Annotated in this window: 13 protein-coding genes, 1 pseudogene and 1 other annotated feature; of the genes and pseudogenes, 10 read left to right on the top strand and 4 right to left on the bottom strand. The window is 36.7% G+C overall.

Annotation, left to right across the window (positions count from 1 at the left end; translation table 11 throughout):
• The first annotated feature begins 52 nt into the window (after positions 1–52).
• From HNR32_RS09320 to HNR32_RS09295, 6 genes and pseudogenes are all read left to right on the top strand, one after another.
• Positions 53–277 carry a hypothetical protein gene (locus tag HNR32_RS09320; RefSeq protein WP_183861965.1) on the top strand — a complete coding sequence of 75 codons (225 nt, stop codon included), beginning with the start codon at positions 53–55 and terminating at the stop codon, positions 275–277.
• Positions 255–728: a tRNA adenosine(34) deaminase TadA gene (tadA, locus tag HNR32_RS09315; protein WP_183861963.1), complete on the top strand. Its 474-nt coding sequence runs from the start codon at positions 255–257 to the stop codon at positions 726–728. Before HNR32_RS09320 ends, tadA begins: the two co-directional genes overlap by 23 nt.
• Before the next feature lie 139 nt (positions 729–867).
• The gene (locus HNR32_RS09310; protein ID WP_183861961.1) at positions 868–1290 is read left to right on the top strand and encodes a universal stress protein; all 423 of its coding nucleotides are present in this window, start codon (positions 868–870) and stop codon (positions 1288–1290) included.
• A gap of 114 nt (positions 1291–1404) precedes the next feature.
• Positions 1405–3468, top strand: a complete 2064-nt coding sequence (locus HNR32_RS09305) for a methyl-accepting chemotaxis protein (RefSeq protein WP_183861959.1) — start codon at positions 1405–1407, stop codon at positions 3466–3468.
• A gap of 496 nt (positions 3469–3964) precedes the next feature.
• Positions 3965–4295, top strand: a pseudogene (locus HNR32_RS14480) (MFS transporter).
• Between the two features lie 36 nt (positions 4296–4331).
• Positions 4332–5012 carry a FadR/GntR family transcriptional regulator gene (locus tag HNR32_RS09295; RefSeq protein ID WP_183861957.1) on the top strand — a complete coding sequence of 227 codons (681 nt, stop codon included), beginning with the start codon at positions 4332–4334 and terminating at the stop codon, positions 5010–5012.
• 63 nt (positions 5013–5075) lie between these two features.
• Here the strand turns inward: HNR32_RS09295 and HNR32_RS09290 are convergent, their stop codons facing one another.
• Positions 5076–8960 carry a phosphoribosylformylglycinamidine synthase gene (locus tag HNR32_RS09290; RefSeq protein ID WP_183861955.1) on the bottom strand — a complete coding sequence of 1295 codons (3885 nt, stop codon included), beginning with the start codon at positions 8958–8960 and terminating at the stop codon, positions 5076–5078.
• Positions 8961–9329: 369 nt separating this feature from the next.
• Positions 9330–9528, top strand: a binding site (T-box leader).
• A gap of 118 nt (positions 9529–9646) precedes the next feature.
• On the opposite strand from HNR32_RS09290, the gene HNR32_RS09285 reads away from it, so the two are divergent.
• The gene (locus HNR32_RS09285) at positions 9647–10126 is read left to right on the top strand and encodes an Lrp/AsnC family transcriptional regulator (RefSeq protein WP_183861953.1); all 480 of its coding nucleotides are present in this window, start codon (positions 9647–9649) and stop codon (positions 10124–10126) included.
• On the top strand, positions 10123–11292 hold the full coding sequence (locus HNR32_RS09280) for an aminotransferase class I/II-fold pyridoxal phosphate-dependent enzyme (protein ID WP_183861951.1): 1170 nt from the start codon (positions 10123–10125) through the stop codon (positions 11290–11292). Before HNR32_RS09285 ends, HNR32_RS09280 begins: the two co-directional genes overlap by 4 nt.
• 68 nt (positions 11293–11360) lie before the next feature.
• Here HNR32_RS09280 and panD read toward each other — a convergent pair whose 3' ends face one another.
• The 3 genes from panD to HNR32_RS09265 form a co-directional block, all read right to left on the bottom strand.
• On the bottom strand, positions 11361–11759 hold the full coding sequence (gene panD / locus HNR32_RS09275) for an aspartate 1-decarboxylase (protein WP_183861949.1): 399 nt from the start codon (positions 11757–11759) through the stop codon (positions 11361–11363).
• Positions 11760–11761: 2 nt separating this feature from the next.
• Positions 11762–12613, bottom strand: a complete 852-nt coding sequence (gene panC / locus HNR32_RS09270) for a pantoate--beta-alanine ligase (protein ID WP_183861947.1) — start codon at positions 12611–12613, stop codon at positions 11762–11764.
• A gap of 273 nt (positions 12614–12886) precedes the next feature.
• Complete coding sequence (locus tag HNR32_RS09265; RefSeq protein ID WP_183861945.1) at positions 12887–13183, bottom strand: YciI family protein; 297 nt, start codon at positions 13181–13183, stop codon at positions 12887–12889.
• Positions 13184–13279: 96 nt separating this feature from the next.
• On the opposite strand from HNR32_RS09265, the gene HNR32_RS09260 reads away from it, so the two are divergent.
• Both HNR32_RS09260 and HNR32_RS09255 read left to right on the top strand, forming a co-directional pair.
• Entirely contained in the window at positions 13280–13873 is a 594-nt protein-coding gene (locus tag HNR32_RS09260) for a TetR/AcrR family transcriptional regulator (RefSeq protein ID WP_183861943.1), read from the top strand.
• Positions 13874–14022: 149 nt separating this feature from the next.
• Entirely contained in the window at positions 14023–15480 is a 1458-nt protein-coding gene (locus HNR32_RS09255; protein WP_183861941.1) for a DASS family sodium-coupled anion symporter, read from the top strand.
• The last annotated feature ends 119 nt before the right edge of the window (positions 15481–15599 follow it).

Raw genomic sequence — 15599 nt, 5'->3', positions numbered from 1 at the left:
ACTATCCTGTGTGAATGCTTTATAAAAAGGAATTTATAAAGGAGGAATTTGTATGGTACCGCGTGTTGAAAAAATAGCTAGGGCTGGCAATGTTATAATAAGGTATAACTATAAGCCGGTAGACAACCGATTTGATGACTCCGAGAAAGAAAAGAAAAAAAATCAAGTGCCATTTAAAAAAATGCTGAATAAAGCAATGGAAAAAAATAAGGCAGAGGATAAAATTAATACTGCTCCTTATAAGGTGGAGATACATGTCTCGAATTTCTCTAGATGAAAAAATGATGCGGCAGGCATTGCTGCAGGCTAAGCAAGCTCAAAATAAAAATGAAGTACCGGTTGGTGCAGTGCTTGTTGATGAAAGAGGCGAAATAATAGCCTTTGCCCATAATGAGCAGGAACAAAGACGTGATGCGACAGCACATGCGGAAATTTTGGTAATGAGAAGAGCTGCTGCTAAACTGCAGCGATGGCGGCTTACGGATCTTACTTTGTATGTAACATTGGAGCCATGCCCTATGTGCGCTGGAGCGATACTTTTAAGCCGGATAAGGCGTGTAGTATATGGAGCCCTGGATACTCGCATGGGTGCAATGGAGTCTTTGTTTGCTATACCGACACATCCGGCATTAAATCATAGAATTGAAGTCCGGGCAGGAGTTTTAGAAGATGAATGCAAAATGCTTTTACATGAATTTTTTACTGCTAAACGCAAAAAAGGGAGATAATACTCTTTTAGTGTTTAGCAGTTTTTTATAATATGATATAAGCTGGATAATATGTTGATAATTGCTGTACGTAATGGACAAATAGTATGAATTGCATTATAATTAAATCAAGTTCTATAATAGCGATGGAGGGGTTAATATGAATGATATAAAAACTATTCTTGTTCCAGTAGATGGTTCGGAGGGTTCTGATAGAGCGGTAGATTTTGCTATAAATTTAGCACAGATTTATAAGGCTAAATTGGATTTTTTATACGTCGCCAATATTAATCAGTTGGCTATTAATGCATGCTTATCGGATGCAATATTAGATGCTGTTACCAAAGCAGGTGATGCTGTTTTGGATGGGGCACTGGCTAAAGTACCGCAGGATGTTGAATCAGAAGCATTTTCAGAAACAGGTTCCCCGGCAGTAACGATTTTGGAATTTGCTGAAGACAACAAGAATGATATGATTGTAATGGGTAGTCGCGGCCTTGGTGTTGTGAAAGGCGTCCTTTTAGGAAGCGTTAGTCAATATGTAGTTGAGAATGCAAAAGTACCGGTTTCTATTGTCAAATAATCTCAAACCCTGTATTTTATTGTTAATAAAATACAGGGTTTTTGTTTTTTAGCAGGAATTTATTTATTAATGGGAAATAATATTATAGATAATATATTGCTAGGAGGCTAGGTTATGTTGAAAAAATATTTTAAATCAGCTAATGTAGCGGATTTACAAGATAATGATCCCTTTGAAGCTGAACTTTCCGTAAATGAATCGAGAAAAAAACTTATTGATACAATTTACATTGATGCTAATCAAATTAGTATGGATAAAATGAAAATATTTTTAGATGTTGAAGAAGGACCAGCATTGATTATTGGGTTTATTTCAGCAGACAATCAAATGGATACAATAGCTTCTAAGATAAAAGCAATATTATCGAAAGAAACTAAATTGTTGATGGTCTCAACTGCTGGGGAACTTGCTTCTATACCTGATAATAATAGTATATATTGTAGTGCGGATGAAAACAGGCATAAAATATTATTGCAGGTTTATTCAAGAAAAGTAATTAAAGATATATATATGATGAGCATACCGTTGCCGGATAAGGACTTAAGCAGTGGGAATATTAAACTGACAGTAGAAGAACGGGTATCAGCGCTGCAGCATGAAATGAGAAAACATAAGGTGCCATTTACTATAAATGTTAAAGATACTTTTGCATTGATATATGTTGATGGACTGTCAAACTGCGAAACTTTTGTTGTACAGGCTTTATATAGAGAAAAAGAGTTCCCGTGCCCTTTTGTTGGGGGCAGTGCCGGGGGCAAACTTGATTTTCAGCATACGTATATATACGATAACAATAATGTTTTGGAACATCACGCAGTAGTTACTTTTATTAAACTAAATAAAAATTATCGTTATAGTATTTTTAAGACTCAGTCGGGTGAGAGAACTGGTGATGAGTATACAGCTGTTGCAACGAATACTGCATTACGCTATATTGAAACAGTTGTAGATGAAAAAACACAACAGTCAGGATCTTTTATAGATATTTTAAAGAGTAAATTTAATTGCCGGACAGTTGCTGAGCTTAATGAGAAGATGCACGAATATACATTTGCGATAGATGTACAGGGAGAAAACTATATAAGATCTGTGGCATCGATAGATGAAAATAATAATCATATTAAATTTTTTTGCGATATATTTTCAGGAGAAAAACTGTATTTATTGAAAAGAACTTCTTTATTGGAAACATTTTATAATGACCTAGAGAGGTATTTTGCAAATAAGCCTAAACCAATTGGCGCTGTTTTTAATGACTGTATTTTAAGACGTTTGTGCTATACTCATGAAATAAATAAAGTTGGGAATATTAATGCTGATGCTATTGCAGGATTTTCCAGTTTTGGGGAAATAAGCGGACTTCATGTAAATGAAACTTTAACGGCGATCTTTTTTTATGATATAACTGATGAGCGTGATTTTGAAGATGAATATATTGATTCATTTCCTGTGATTTATGCGGCATGTCAAAGATTTTTCTTGGCTAGAATTATTGAAAGACAACAGCAAAGCGAAAATCTTAAAAATGAAATAATAGGAATGTTTAAACATTTACAGGGGAAACTGCCTGATATCATAGAAGTTATTACTAAACTATCTGATGATTCACGTAATATACAATCTTTTATGCAGGAATTATCTGGAAAAATAAAAGAACAAAGTGGTTTGTTTGATGAATTAATGCAGAGGAGTAATACAATTACACCTAAATTAGATATGCTTAATGACAGTACGAAAAAAATTGATGCTGTTATGAATATGATAACAGATATTTCTTCTGAAATTAATTTGCTGGCATTGAATGCAGCTATAGAGGCAGCTAGAGCTGGAGAGGCTGGCAGAGGTTTTTCGGTTGTAGCTCAAGAGGTAAGAAAATTATCTGAAAATACGCAAGCGAGTCTGCAGACATCAAATGAAGCTATCAATGTATTGCTCAAAGATGTAAAAGACATAGATGATATTATCAAAGAAAATAAGACTTTTGAAAAAGGTATAAGAGAATTTCAGGAAGACTTCACTAAACAGGCTGTAACGTTGAATGAAAATCTGGATGAAAGCATGAAACACATTAAAACATCATCACAGTCGATAAAAGAATTAAATGAGATAGGGACAATGACACAAGAAGGCTTGAAAAATTTAACAGATTTAATTCGCAATATCGAGATGGGAATATAAAAAGGCTGGTGCACAGATTTAATAATGTGCATCAGCCTTTTTATTTAAAGAGTATTGACTTTGTAATGAAGTGGTTTATTGGCAAAAAAACGAACGGTTTCTTCTGCAACCTTGCGATTCAGCTCCTTAGCAGCCTCTTCTGAATACCATGCCATATGTGGTGTTGCGATATAGTTGTCTAAGGAAAATATTTGTTGTCAAGAGACATGGGTTCACTGGCACGACAAACGCATGAATAAAAAATAAATATGTTCAAGTAAACATCCGGCCTTATGATTAGCTTAAGCACTGAAAAATATATCGAAAAAATTATGCAGATTTAAGTTCAATTAAAAAATTTATTATTTGCCATTTATTTGTTTGAATTTAATTCCATGCGTTTGTCGTGTATAATTGCGGTTCTTATGTTGACAGCAATTGTTGTTAATTATTTAGATAGAACTGTTATGTTAGCAGCACCAGAAATAATGAGAGAGCTAAATATTAATTCGCAGAAATGGGATATATAATGTCGATGTTCTTTTTTAGTTATGCTTTAATGCAAATTCCTGCTGGATGGATAGGAGATAAATTTTGGCAAAAAATAATAATGGCAATAGCAGTTGTATGGTGGTCTTTAGCAACAGCTGCAACTGCTGGATGTAGGTCAGTAAATGGTTTTATTGGAGCTAGAATATTTATGGGGGGCTGGTGTATATCCTTGTAATGCGAGGATTGTAGCAAAATGGTTTCCAGATCATGAAAGAGGTAAGATAACGGCTTTATTTGATAGTGGTAGTAAATTTGGAACAGCTTTTGCGATGCCTTTAGTAGCATGGCTCATTTGAATAAAATATTTAGATAAATGTAAATTGGATGGTAAAATGGGAACTTCATTAGTTAATGTGACAATCAATAATATAGTAGATATGTTAAAAAATAGGAATATGCAGCCAGGGGATAAACTGCCAACAGTTACAGAAATAGCTGCTAGATTTAAGGTTGGTAATAGTACTGTTAGGGAAGCGTTAAAATCATTATCAACACAAAATATTTTAGTTATAAGACAAGGCGCGGGTACATTTGTTTCTGAAAAACGAGGGATTGGAGTTGATCCTTTAGGATTAGGTCCTTTAGGTAATGATATATCAACTACGTTTGATATGCTTACTGTACGCCTTATTTTAGAACCAGAAATAGCATTGATAGCAGCGCAAAAAGCTAATTTAAAAAATATAAAACAAATAAATGATTTATGTGTTACGGTGGAGGAATTAATAAAAGAGGGAAAAGATTATGATGAAGAAGATAATCTTTTTCATACATCAATTGCAAGTGCCAGCGGCAATAAAATTATCCATAAAATAACACAGATAATACATGCATCTATAAAGAAAAATATTTTTATTACGGATAATTCATTATGTCAAGAAACGATTGTTGCACATAGACAAATTGCTAGAGCAATATCTGTTGGAGATAGTGTAGGAGCTAAAAATGGCATGATTTTGCATTTGAATGCACAAAGAGAATATTTATTAAAAAATTATGATTTGCAAATGTAAAAAATAAAAAAACAGCAAGTAGACAATTATTGCCTACTTGCTGTTTTTTTATTTCTTAGTAATTTATTTATAATAGGCTACGCCAGATTCAAATATCAATTGGTTTTTTTCACCAGGTATATTTATGGCTAAGTCTTCTGTTATACGTTCGGAATGCCCCATTTTACCAAAGACACGTCCATCAGGACTCGTAATGCCTTCGATGGCATTGATAGAACCGTTAGGATTGAATTTTATATCCATAGATGGAGTTCCTTGAAAATCAACATACTGGGTGGCAATTTGGCCGTTTTTACGCAATTTGCTGATCACTTCTGGTGAAGCATAGAAGCGTCCTTCGCCATGCGATACAGCAACAGTATGCATATCATTGAGATTAGTCTTTTGCAGCCATGGGGACAAATTGGAAACAACTTTTGTCTGAACCATGCGTGATACATGGCGGCCAATTTCATTATAGGTAAGTGTTGGCGCGTCTATATCAAGGTTGCGGATTTCACCATAAGGCAAGAGCCCTAATTTTATAAGTGCCTGGAAACCGTTGCAGATACCGAGCATCAGACCATCGCGCTGATACAGCAGTTTTTGGATAGCATCAGTAATTTGTGGGTTTCTAAAGGTAGCAGCAATAAATTTACCGCTGCCATCCGGTTCGTCACCACCGGAAAAACCGCCTGGCAGCATTACGATCTGACTGGAACGAATAGCTTTAGCAATTGCAGCTACTGATTCTTCTACTGCAGCTGGTGTTAAATTTTTAATGACTAAAATATTAACATCGGCGCCGGCACGTTCAAAAGCTGCTTGTGTGTCGTATTCACAATTTGTGCCAGGAAATACTGGTATAAAGACTTTAGGGCGGGCAATAGCAATAGCACGTCTGATAGTTTTCTTAGCATTATAAGGCATGTCAATGACTTTAGCAAAAGCATTATGACTGTGCAGTGCGATATTAGCGCTTGTGGTAGAAAACATTTTTTCTACTTCAAAGCCAACACTGGATTCTTCAGGTAATACAGGGCTTTTATCATGTGTTTTTGTTGCTTTTATTGCAGTTGGAAATATTTTTTCCAAAGGAGAATTAAAGGATTTATCAATATCATTTAGTGATATTGTGATGTTATCAAAAACAATATTAGGGGAGCTGGATACATGACCTAATAAAATTGCGCCAGTTTTCTTTAAATCATCGAGTTGAGCTTCCTTGGCAACTTCAATAAGAATACTGCCGTAATTGCTGCCAAATAGCTTGTGGTTGTCATAAGTTATATTATCATTAAATTTAAAGCCGAGATTTTCACCTAAACACATTTTACTTATCGCTGCGGCAACACCACCTTTGCCAACGCTCATAGCAGAATATATTTTTCTGTCGTTAGCAAGAGCATGAATTGAAGCAAAATTTTGTTTTAGTTTGTCAAATAAAGGAATGTCTTCTTCATCACGATGAACAGGCAATACATAGACAAGATTGCCTCCCATCTTAAATTCTGAGGAGATAACTTTGTCAGCAAGGATGGGGCAGACTGCAAATGCGATAAGAGATGGTGGAACAGTCATATCCATAAAGGTACCAGACATGGAATCTTTGCCACCAATGGCAGCTGTACCAAATTCATGCTGAGCTTTTAAAGCACCTAAGAGTGCTGCAAATGGTTTACCCCATTTTTCAGGATCTTTGCCAAGACTTTCGAAATATTCCTGGAAAGTTAAGCGGACACGTGTATAATCGCCGCCCATAGCAGCTATCTTGGCAAGAGCTGCTACTACAGAATAAACAGCACCATGATATGGACTCCAACTCATTAAGTATGGATCAAAGCCAAAGGACATAAGGGTAGCTGTATCGGTATCACCACCGATGACCGGAAGTTTTGCAGCCATACCTTCAGCTGGAGTGCGCTGGGTATAGCCACCAAATGGCATTAATATAGAACCAGCACCGATCGTTGAATCAAAACGCTCACTAAGGCCCTGTTGATTGCAGACGTTTAAATCCTGTAGGTTTTTCAGCCAAAGACTAGTGAAAGCATCATGATCAGCAGTGATTTCTGGCAGCTGGGAAAAATAGGTATTATCCTTATTAGGAGTACTTAGTTTTACATCAATATGCTGCTGCACCCCGTTTGTTTGCAAGAAGGAACGGTTTATATCAACAATAGTTTTATCACGCCATACCATTTGTAAGCGATTATTGTCGGTTACAGTAGCAACGATGGTTGCTTCGAGATTTTCGGCAGCGGCATAATCAATGAACTTTTGGGCATTTTCTTTATCAACAACTACAGCCATGCGTTCTTGAGATTCTGAAATAGCTAATTCAGTACCGTCAAGACCATCATATTTTTTCTTTATTTTATCTAAATTAATATGAAGGCCATCGGCAAGTTCGCCAATAGCAACAGCAACACCACCAGCACCAAAGTCATTGCAGCGTTTGATAAGCAGGCTGACATTTTTATTGCGGAATAAACGCTGTAATTTACGCTCGGTAGGAGCATTACCTTTTTGAACTTCAGCACCGCAGGATTCTAATGATTCAACAGTGTGTTCTTTGGAGGAGCCGGTAGCACCGCCGATACCGTCGCGACCAGTACGTCCACCTACAAGGATAATTACATCATCTGTTTGTGGAACTTCGCGTACCACATTTTCCTGTGGAGCGGCACCGATTACAGCACCTACTTCAAGACGTTTGGCTAAGAAGCCTTCATGATAGACTTCATGAACCTGGCCGGTAGCAAGACCTATCTGGTTGCCATAGGAACTATAACCATGAGCGGCATCACGGGTGATTTTCCGTTGCGGCAGTTTGCCGTCAATTGTTTCACTGAGGCTGCGGCGCGGGTCAGCGGCACCAGTAACACGCATGGCTTGATATACATAAGAGCGCCCTGATAATGGGTCACGGATAGCACCGCCAAGACATGTAGCAGCACCGCCAAAAGGTTCAATTTCTGTAGGATGGTTATGTGTTTCATTTTTAAACATAACAAGCCAATTTTCTTTTTTACCGTTAACCATAGCTGGTACAACTATACTGCAGGCATTTATTTCTTCAGAAACATCAAGATCATCTAATTTGCCGCTTTTTTTCAACACTTTCATGCCGATTACAGCAATGTCCATTAAAGTCATTGGGCGTTCCTGGGCATAAATACTGTCACGATAGTGTTTGTATAGCTCAAATGCTTCTTGCAGGCTTTTGCTGTAAGTACCATTTTCTATAGAGACATTATCAATAGCTGTTGTAAAGGTCGTGTGGCGGCAATGGTCAGACCAATATGTATCGATAACGCGAATTTCTGTTATTGTAGGATTGCGGTGTTCTTCTTCTTTAAAATATTTACGGCAAAATAAAAAATCCTCATAACTCATTGCTAGGCCTAATTTGTCATGAAGTAACTGTAATTCATTGTCAGCCATGCTAATAAAATTTTCAAGGTTAGCAACATCGGCTGGTTGGTTAACTTGCATAGCTAATGTTTCAGGTTTATCCATTGAAGCTTCACGACTTTCAACTTCGTTTATACAATATTTTTTTATTTGCGAAAAAGATGTATCATCTATATTGCCGATAAGGGCAATTATTTTTGCAGTTCGGATAAGGGGACGTTCTTTTTGTGTTATTAGCTGGACACATTGTGCGGCTGAATCTGCGGTTTGGTCAAATTGTCCGGGTAAAAATTCTACAGCAAATGTGCGGGCATTTTTCATTTGCGGCAATTCTTCATCATAAATGATATCGACAGGTGGTTCAGCAAAAACTACATTTTTAGCTTTAGTGAATTCTTCATTGGTCATGCCTTCTATATCATAGCGACGAAAGACACGGGCAATTCGTAAATCGGTTACATTAAACATGCTTTTGAGGTCGGCACAAAGTTTTTGTGCCGGAATATCAAAGGATCCAGGACGTTTTTCAACATAAATTCTCTTAACTGACATTATCCAGCCTCCATAATAAAGTAACTACAAAGATGACATAAGCATTGTTGGAAAAATAACTAACAATTAGCTTATACACTAACATTTTACATTAGAAATAAGCTATTGTCTATTCTTTGCCGGTAAAATGAAAATATAAAAAAATAGAATGTTTTTTGAAAAATAAAGAAAGTAAAATAGTGTTAACAAATAAAAAAAAGAGGTTTTTAAAAAAAAATCCTGGCAAAAAGTATAAAAAAATTACAGGTGCAATACTACGGGAATAAAGTAGTATATATTAAAACCTGCCAATTGAATAAAAATGTAAAATAGCATAAAAATAGCTTGCAAAACTAGTTTTAAATATGCTATGATAGTTAGCACATAAAGAAGTAAGCGATGAGCAAATGAGTATGATATATCTGTTTTTCAGAGAAGCGGCGGGTGGTGTGAGCCGTTAAAGCATATGTATCAGAAGGCTACTTGCGAGCTGCCATAAAAATTGGTCGTTTTATCTGGCGTTAACGGATACAAAGTGAGCTTTTTGCTAACTAAGGTGGTACCACGGGAATAATGTCTCGTCCTTTTCGGACGGGGCTTTTTTTTATATTTTTTTAAGGGAAAACCATAAAATATTTATGGTGGTCTTAGTAGGGTGGTGTGTACAGCCAGCTGCTAAGAATTGGTATTTATGAGGAGGATTTATTATGAAAGAATTACTGGAACTTTTAGAACATGATGCCCGTCGCTCGATTAAAGAATTGGCGGCGATGCTTAATAAATCAGAGTATGAAATAGAAGAAGCCATGAAAAGATTAGAGCAGGATAAAATAATTATGAATTACAATACTTTGATTGACTGGGAAAAAGCTGGAGAACATACGGTGACCTCAGTTATTGAAGTTAATGTGGCGCCGCAAAGAGAAGTGGGGTTTGATGCTATTGCGGAAAGAATATATCGTTTTGATGAAGTAAAATCGGTATATCTTATGTCGGGGAGTTTTGACTTATTGGTAATAATTGAAGGGCAGTCATTGAATAAAGTTGCTGACTTTGTTGCCCGCCGTTTATCAACTATTGAAGGGGTTACTTCAACACGCAGCCATTTTATGCTTAAGGCTTATAAAAAAGATGGCACGATTATGGATGATAAAGAAAATGACCGCAGGCTGGTGATGACACCATGAAAGATTGGCAAAAGACATTATCGCAGACAGTAAACCAAGTGCCGCCATCAGGAATAAGAAGATTTTTTGATGTCGCAGCTAAGATGGAGGATGTAATAACCCTTGGTATCGGTGAGCCGGATTTTGTTACACCATGGCATATTAGAGAAAGCTGCGTTTATGGTTTGGAAAAAGGCTATACATCTTATTCCAGTAATAAGGGAATGTTGCCTCTGCGTCAGGAAATCAGTAATTTATATAAAAGAGAATACAAAATAGAATATGATCCAGAAACAGAAATCATTGTGACAGTTGGGGTTAGTGAGGCCGTTGATTTGGCGATGCGGGCTGTTTTAGACCCAGGTGACGAGGTGCTTATACCAGAGCCTTGCTATGTTTCCTATAAATCATGCGTGATTTTAGCTGGTGGTACAGCTGTACCGGTACCGACAGGGATTGATAATGAATTTCGTGTAACGGCAGCTGACTTGGAAAAATATGTTACGCCCAAGACCAAAGTATTGCTTATAGGTTATCCTAATAATCCTACTGGTACGGTTTTGACTAAAACAGAAATGGAAGGGTTGGCGGCCTTTGCTAAAAAGCATGATTTAATAGTTATGTCCGATGAGATTTATGGCGATCTTACGTATGGCGGATTGGAGCATATTTGCTTTTCAACTTTGCCGGATATGAAAGACAGAACGATTGTTTTTAATGGATTTTCCAAGGCTTATGCTATGACGGGCTGGCGATTAGGTTATGCTTTGGCTAATCCAGTCTTTATTGAAGCAATGAACAAAATTCATCAGTATACAATGCTTTGTGCACCAATTACTGCACAATTGGCAGGGATTGAGGCACTGCAAAATGGTGAAGTTAATATGAAAAAGATGGTGCAGGAATATGACCGTCGTCGTCATCTTATATATGAAGGTTTTTGTCGTATGGGCTTGGAAACGTTTGAGCCTAAAGGTGCTTTTTATATATTTCCTAAAATTAGCAGCACCGGTTTATCATCAGAAGAGTTTGTGGAACAATTATTGCAACGTGAGCATGTAGCAGTTATTCCGGGAAATGCTTTTGGTGCCAGCGGAGAGGGCTTTATTCGCTGTTCATATGCAACCTCAATTGATAAAATTGCTGCTGCTTTAAAACGTATTGAAAATTTCTTGCAGCATATATGATTTTATAGTAAAATAGCTGTCCGTTCGATAAATAATCGAATGGGCAGCTATTTTTGCAGGATGCTTTTTTATTTGACAGCCATTTCGGTAGTTGTACAAGGCTGTTCATTGTTATTTATACAGATAGGCCGATTGTTTTCATCGACAATGACAATTTTTGGTTCGCAGGAAGTAGCTTCCTGCTCATTCATCATGGCGTAGGCAATTATTATTATGGTATCACCAACAGCAGCCTGACGGGCGGCTGCACCGTTAAGGCAGATAATACCACTATTTGGCTTGCCGGCAATAACATAGGTTTCGAGACGGGCACCATTATTGTTATTGACAATCTGCACACGTTCACCGGGCAGTATACCGGCAGCTTTTATGAGGGTGCTGTCAATTGTGATGCTGCCAACATAAGCAAGATTTGCTTCGGTAACTGTAGCACGGTGTATTTTGCCATGAAACATATTATATAACATATTCAGACCTCCAAAATGATATTATCAATTAAGCGTGTATTGCCAAATTTAACGGCAACAGCTAATAAAGCTGTTTTATCAATAATATCAGTAAGTGGAGTTAGGGCAGGCAGCCCATGTATTTCGATGTAATCAATGCTGCTAAGTGGCTCAGACTCAATTATTTGTTGTACTGTTTTTAAGATGTTGTCAGGATTTCTTTCACCGGCAGTAAAAATTGCTTTAGCTTTTTGCAGACTTTTATATAAAATAAGGGTAGCAGTTTTTTCAGCAGGGGTTAGATAAGCGTTGCGGGAACTTTTAGCTAGGCCGTCACTTTCACGTATAATTGGCATGATGCGTAGCTCTACAGGGATAAATAAATCGGATACCATTTTTCTTAAAACTTCGACCTGCTGGGCATCTTTTTGACCAAAATAGGCTTTATCAGGTTGGATTAGATTAAATAATTTAGTAATAATGGTAGTAACACCGCGAAAATGTATTGGTCGGGTGCGGCCGCACAATACTTTAGTGATATCTCCGGTTACTTCTACCCAGGTCATATCTTTGCTGGGATAAAGTTCATCAGCTGCCGGGGTAAAAATAATATCAGCACCGGCTTTTTCAGCAGTTTGGCAGTCTTTAGCAAAACTGCGGGGATATTTATCGTAATCCTCATTGGGACCAAATTGTGTCGGATTGACAAAAATACTGACAATACTAATAGTGTTTTCCTGATGACAGGCTTTTATTAAAGAAGCATGGCCTTCGTGCAGGGCACCCATTGTTGGTACAAGGCCAATCGATTGGCCTGTTGCATGTGCTTCGGTCGTCAGTTTTTGTAATTCGGGAATTGTTCGACATAAAATCATTTAAAATCTCTCCTTAAGATAGTGAAAGTTTTATTGATAGCGGCTTTATAGAGGCAGCTATTTATAGGCAACAAGGCAAAAAGACAAATAAAAAAGCGCACCTACAGAAAATGTGCGCAGATATCCTATGGCATTCGTCTCGGTCACAGTGATCCAAGCGCTATAATCGTATGATAGTTAAACGGCATATTGCGATACAGTTCATAAGATACTGTTCAGCCAATGCTTGTTACTCGCTTATAATAGCATAGATAAAATAAGGATGCAATAATATCATTTATCAGGATTAAGGCATGCGGCAAAAGCAGTACTGTATTTAGTAGGTTCAAATTCAATAATGTCATATTGGGCAGCGTCATCTTGATAAAAAGGATCATTTTTAATAATGTTATTTACCTGTGTAATATCAGCAGCATTGCATAAAATTATACCGCCATTGCGGAGATTTTTTCGACCAGAACAAAGAAAAGTATTTTTATCATAATTATAATTGAGAAATTTTATATGTTCAGGCAATAGTTCTTCAATACGCGTTAGAGGTTTTTTATAAGTTAGATTAATAATAAACATTTACAAGACTCCTTTATTTTAATATAATGACTATAGTCAGTGACTTTGGTCATTATATTAAAATAAATGGCATAATTTGTCAAGAGGATGAAATAGATGAAGCGTATAGAACAGGCAAAATTAACTAAGAAAAAAATTTTTACGACAGCAGTTGCAATGATAAAGAAATTTGGCTATGAAAATATTACGATTAGTGATATATGTCAGCAGGCTAATGTAGCAAAAGGAACTTTTTATGTTCACTATAAGTCCAAAGAGGATATAGTGAAAGAAAGCTACTATAATGATATGAGCGACTTTATGATTGAAGCATATAATAAATATTGTATTGAAAACGAAAATGCTGTTATTTTAGATAAGATAAAGATGTTTTTAATATTAGAACTGCAGTTTGCCCAAAATATGGGAGTGGAAATGACCAGTCGGGCATTTTCAATGAATTTTACCGAATGCGCTGCTGGTGACAGCCGGCATTTTATAAGACGGGAAGATTTTACGCGAATTTTATATGACTTATTAGAAGAACTGAAAAAGAGAGGGAACTATTTTAAAAAATTTACACAAGAGGACGTTTTTTTGTATTTGGAAACGTTTATTAGAGGCTTGATGTCATCATGGTGTTTTTCTAATGGTGTATTTAATTTAGTTGAGAAAGGAAGTGTTTTTATCGATGAATTAATGCTTAAGTAAAACTGCCAGCAAAAAATAAACATTCTGTATTGAAAATGTTTATTTTTTATACTATAATAATGTAAAAATATTATACTTATGAGCAATGGAGCTCCAAAACATAAAAGTTTTGGGGCTTTTTCTGTCTTTTTTAATAAGGAGGCCTCTGTATGGGGAAAAAATATGGTCTTATTTTAGGAGCATTAGTATTATTGGTTATATTATTCCTGCCGACGCCGGCTGGATTGACGATTGCTGGTCAGCGGGTGTTAGGAATCTTATTATTTTCAGTAATTATTTGGATGACGGAAGCCGTGTCATATCCGGTGAGTTCTATTATTATTATTTTATTGATGACGATTTTGCTGGGAATGTCACCTGATCCAGCTAGTCCAGCTAAATTATTGGGAACGTCACATGCCCTAAAATATGGTTTGTCGGGTTTTAGTACCAGCGCAGTGACCTTGGTGGGCGGTGCAATGTTTATTGCGGTGGCAATGGTAAAGACGGGGCTTGATGAACGTATAGCATTGGTGATACTATCAAAAATAGGAACCAAGACAAATCGTGTACTTATCGGGGTGATTGCCGTTGGATTTATACTGAGCTTTTTTGTGCCCAGTACAACAGCCCGTGTTTCTTGTATGGTACCGATAATTCTGGGTATTATTAATTCTTTTGGGGTATCGATGAAAAGCCGTTTTGCGGCAGTTATGATGATTGCCGTGGCTCAGGCGGATAGCATTTGGAATGTAGGGATAAAGACGGCAGCTGCGCAAAATATGATAGCACTTAATTTTATTGAAAAACAATTAGGCTATTATATAAGCTGGGGTGAATGGTTTATTGCTGCGGCACCATTTGCGGCAATTATGTCAGTCGCATTGTATTTTATCTTATTAAAACTTATACCGCCTGAAACAAAAGAAATTGTCGGTGGTAAGGAAGCAGTAGCTAAAGCTTTGCAGAAATTAGGGCCAATGTCGCGCGATGAAAAAAAATTAATGATTATTTCACTTGGCATGCTTTTTTTATGGGCAACGGAAAAAATTGTTCATCCGTTGGATACAACAACAATAACTATTTTGGCGGTTACTATTATGCTGTTGCCTAAAATTGGTATAATGGACTGGAAGTATGTACAAAATCGCATCAGCTGGGGTACATTGATGCTTTTCGGCACAGGTATCAGCTTAGGGTCAACAATATTATCAACGAAGGCGGCACACTGGATAGCACAGACTATCGTAAATAAATTTGATTTATATACGATGACGGCTTTTGGCATATTGGCAGTATTAAGTTTGTTCTTAATCGTTATACACCTGGGCTTTGCTAGTGCGACGGCATTGTCAGCAGCGATGATACCGATAATGATTTCCATACTACAGGGGGTAAATCAACATCATTCTGTTAATATCATTGGCATGACGATGATATTGCAATATGTAATTTGTTTTGGCTTTATATTACCGGTTAATGCACCGCAAAACCTTGTGGTATTTAGTACAGATACAGTTACTGCCCGTGATTTTATTCGCACTGGTATTCCAATAACAATAGTGGCATATTTGTTGATATTATTAATGGCAGCTACTTATTGGAAATGGTTGGGATTGATTTGGTGAATTTGATATAAATTAAATATATAAGGTTAATTGTATAATCAAATTGAACAGTAAATAAAAAATCCATAGGGACTATTCTCGTGTTAGAATGTAATCACCACAAAAACATCTACACGGGG

Source organism: Pectinatus brassicae (assembly GCF_014201835.1).
Lineage (GTDB): Bacteria > Bacillota > Negativicutes > Selenomonadales > Selenomonadaceae > Pectinatus > Pectinatus brassicae.
Note: the sequence above shows the minus strand (reverse complement) of the source record. Positions and strands in the feature narration are given on the sequence as shown.

What these genes read in the sequence shown, in the direction of transcription:
- HNR32_RS09320 (WP_183861965.1), top strand. Translation starts at nt 53, where the DNA reads ATGGTACCGCGTGTTGAAAAAATAGCTAGGGCTGGCAATGTTATAATA.
- tadA (WP_183861963.1), top strand. Translation starts at nt 255, where the DNA reads ATGTCTCGAATTTCTCTAGATGAAAAAATGATGCGGCAGGCATTGCTG.
- HNR32_RS09310 (WP_183861961.1), top strand. Translation starts at nt 868, where the DNA reads ATGAATGATATAAAAACTATTCTTGTTCCAGTAGATGGTTCGGAGGGT.
- HNR32_RS09305 (WP_183861959.1), top strand. Translation starts at nt 1,405, where the DNA reads ATGTTGAAAAAATATTTTAAATCAGCTAATGTAGCGGATTTACAAGAT.
- HNR32_RS09295 (WP_183861957.1), top strand. Translation starts at nt 4,332, where the DNA reads ATGGGAACTTCATTAGTTAATGTGACAATCAATAATATAGTAGATATG.
- HNR32_RS09290 (WP_183861955.1), bottom strand. Translation starts at nt 8,960, where the DNA reads ATGTCAGTTAAGAGAATTTATGTTGAAAAACGTCCTGGATCCTTTGAT.
- HNR32_RS09285 (WP_183861953.1), top strand. Translation starts at nt 9,647, where the DNA reads ATGAAAGAATTACTGGAACTTTTAGAACATGATGCCCGTCGCTCGATT.
- HNR32_RS09280 (WP_183861951.1), top strand. Translation starts at nt 10,123, where the DNA reads ATGAAAGATTGGCAAAAGACATTATCGCAGACAGTAAACCAAGTGCCG.
- panD (WP_183861949.1), bottom strand. Translation starts at nt 11,759, where the DNA reads ATGTTATATAATATGTTTCATGGCAAAATACACCGTGCTACAGTTACC.
- panC (WP_183861947.1), bottom strand. Translation starts at nt 12,613, where the DNA reads ATGATTTTATGTCGAACAATTCCCGAATTACAAAAACTGACGACCGAA.
- HNR32_RS09265 (WP_183861945.1), bottom strand. Translation starts at nt 13,183, where the DNA reads ATGTTTATTATTAATCTAACTTATAAAAAACCTCTAACGCGTATTGAA.
- HNR32_RS09260 (WP_183861943.1), top strand. Translation starts at nt 13,280, where the DNA reads ATGAAGCGTATAGAACAGGCAAAATTAACTAAGAAAAAAATTTTTACG.
- HNR32_RS09255 (WP_183861941.1), top strand. Translation starts at nt 14,023, where the DNA reads ATGGGGAAAAAATATGGTCTTATTTTAGGAGCATTAGTATTATTGGTT.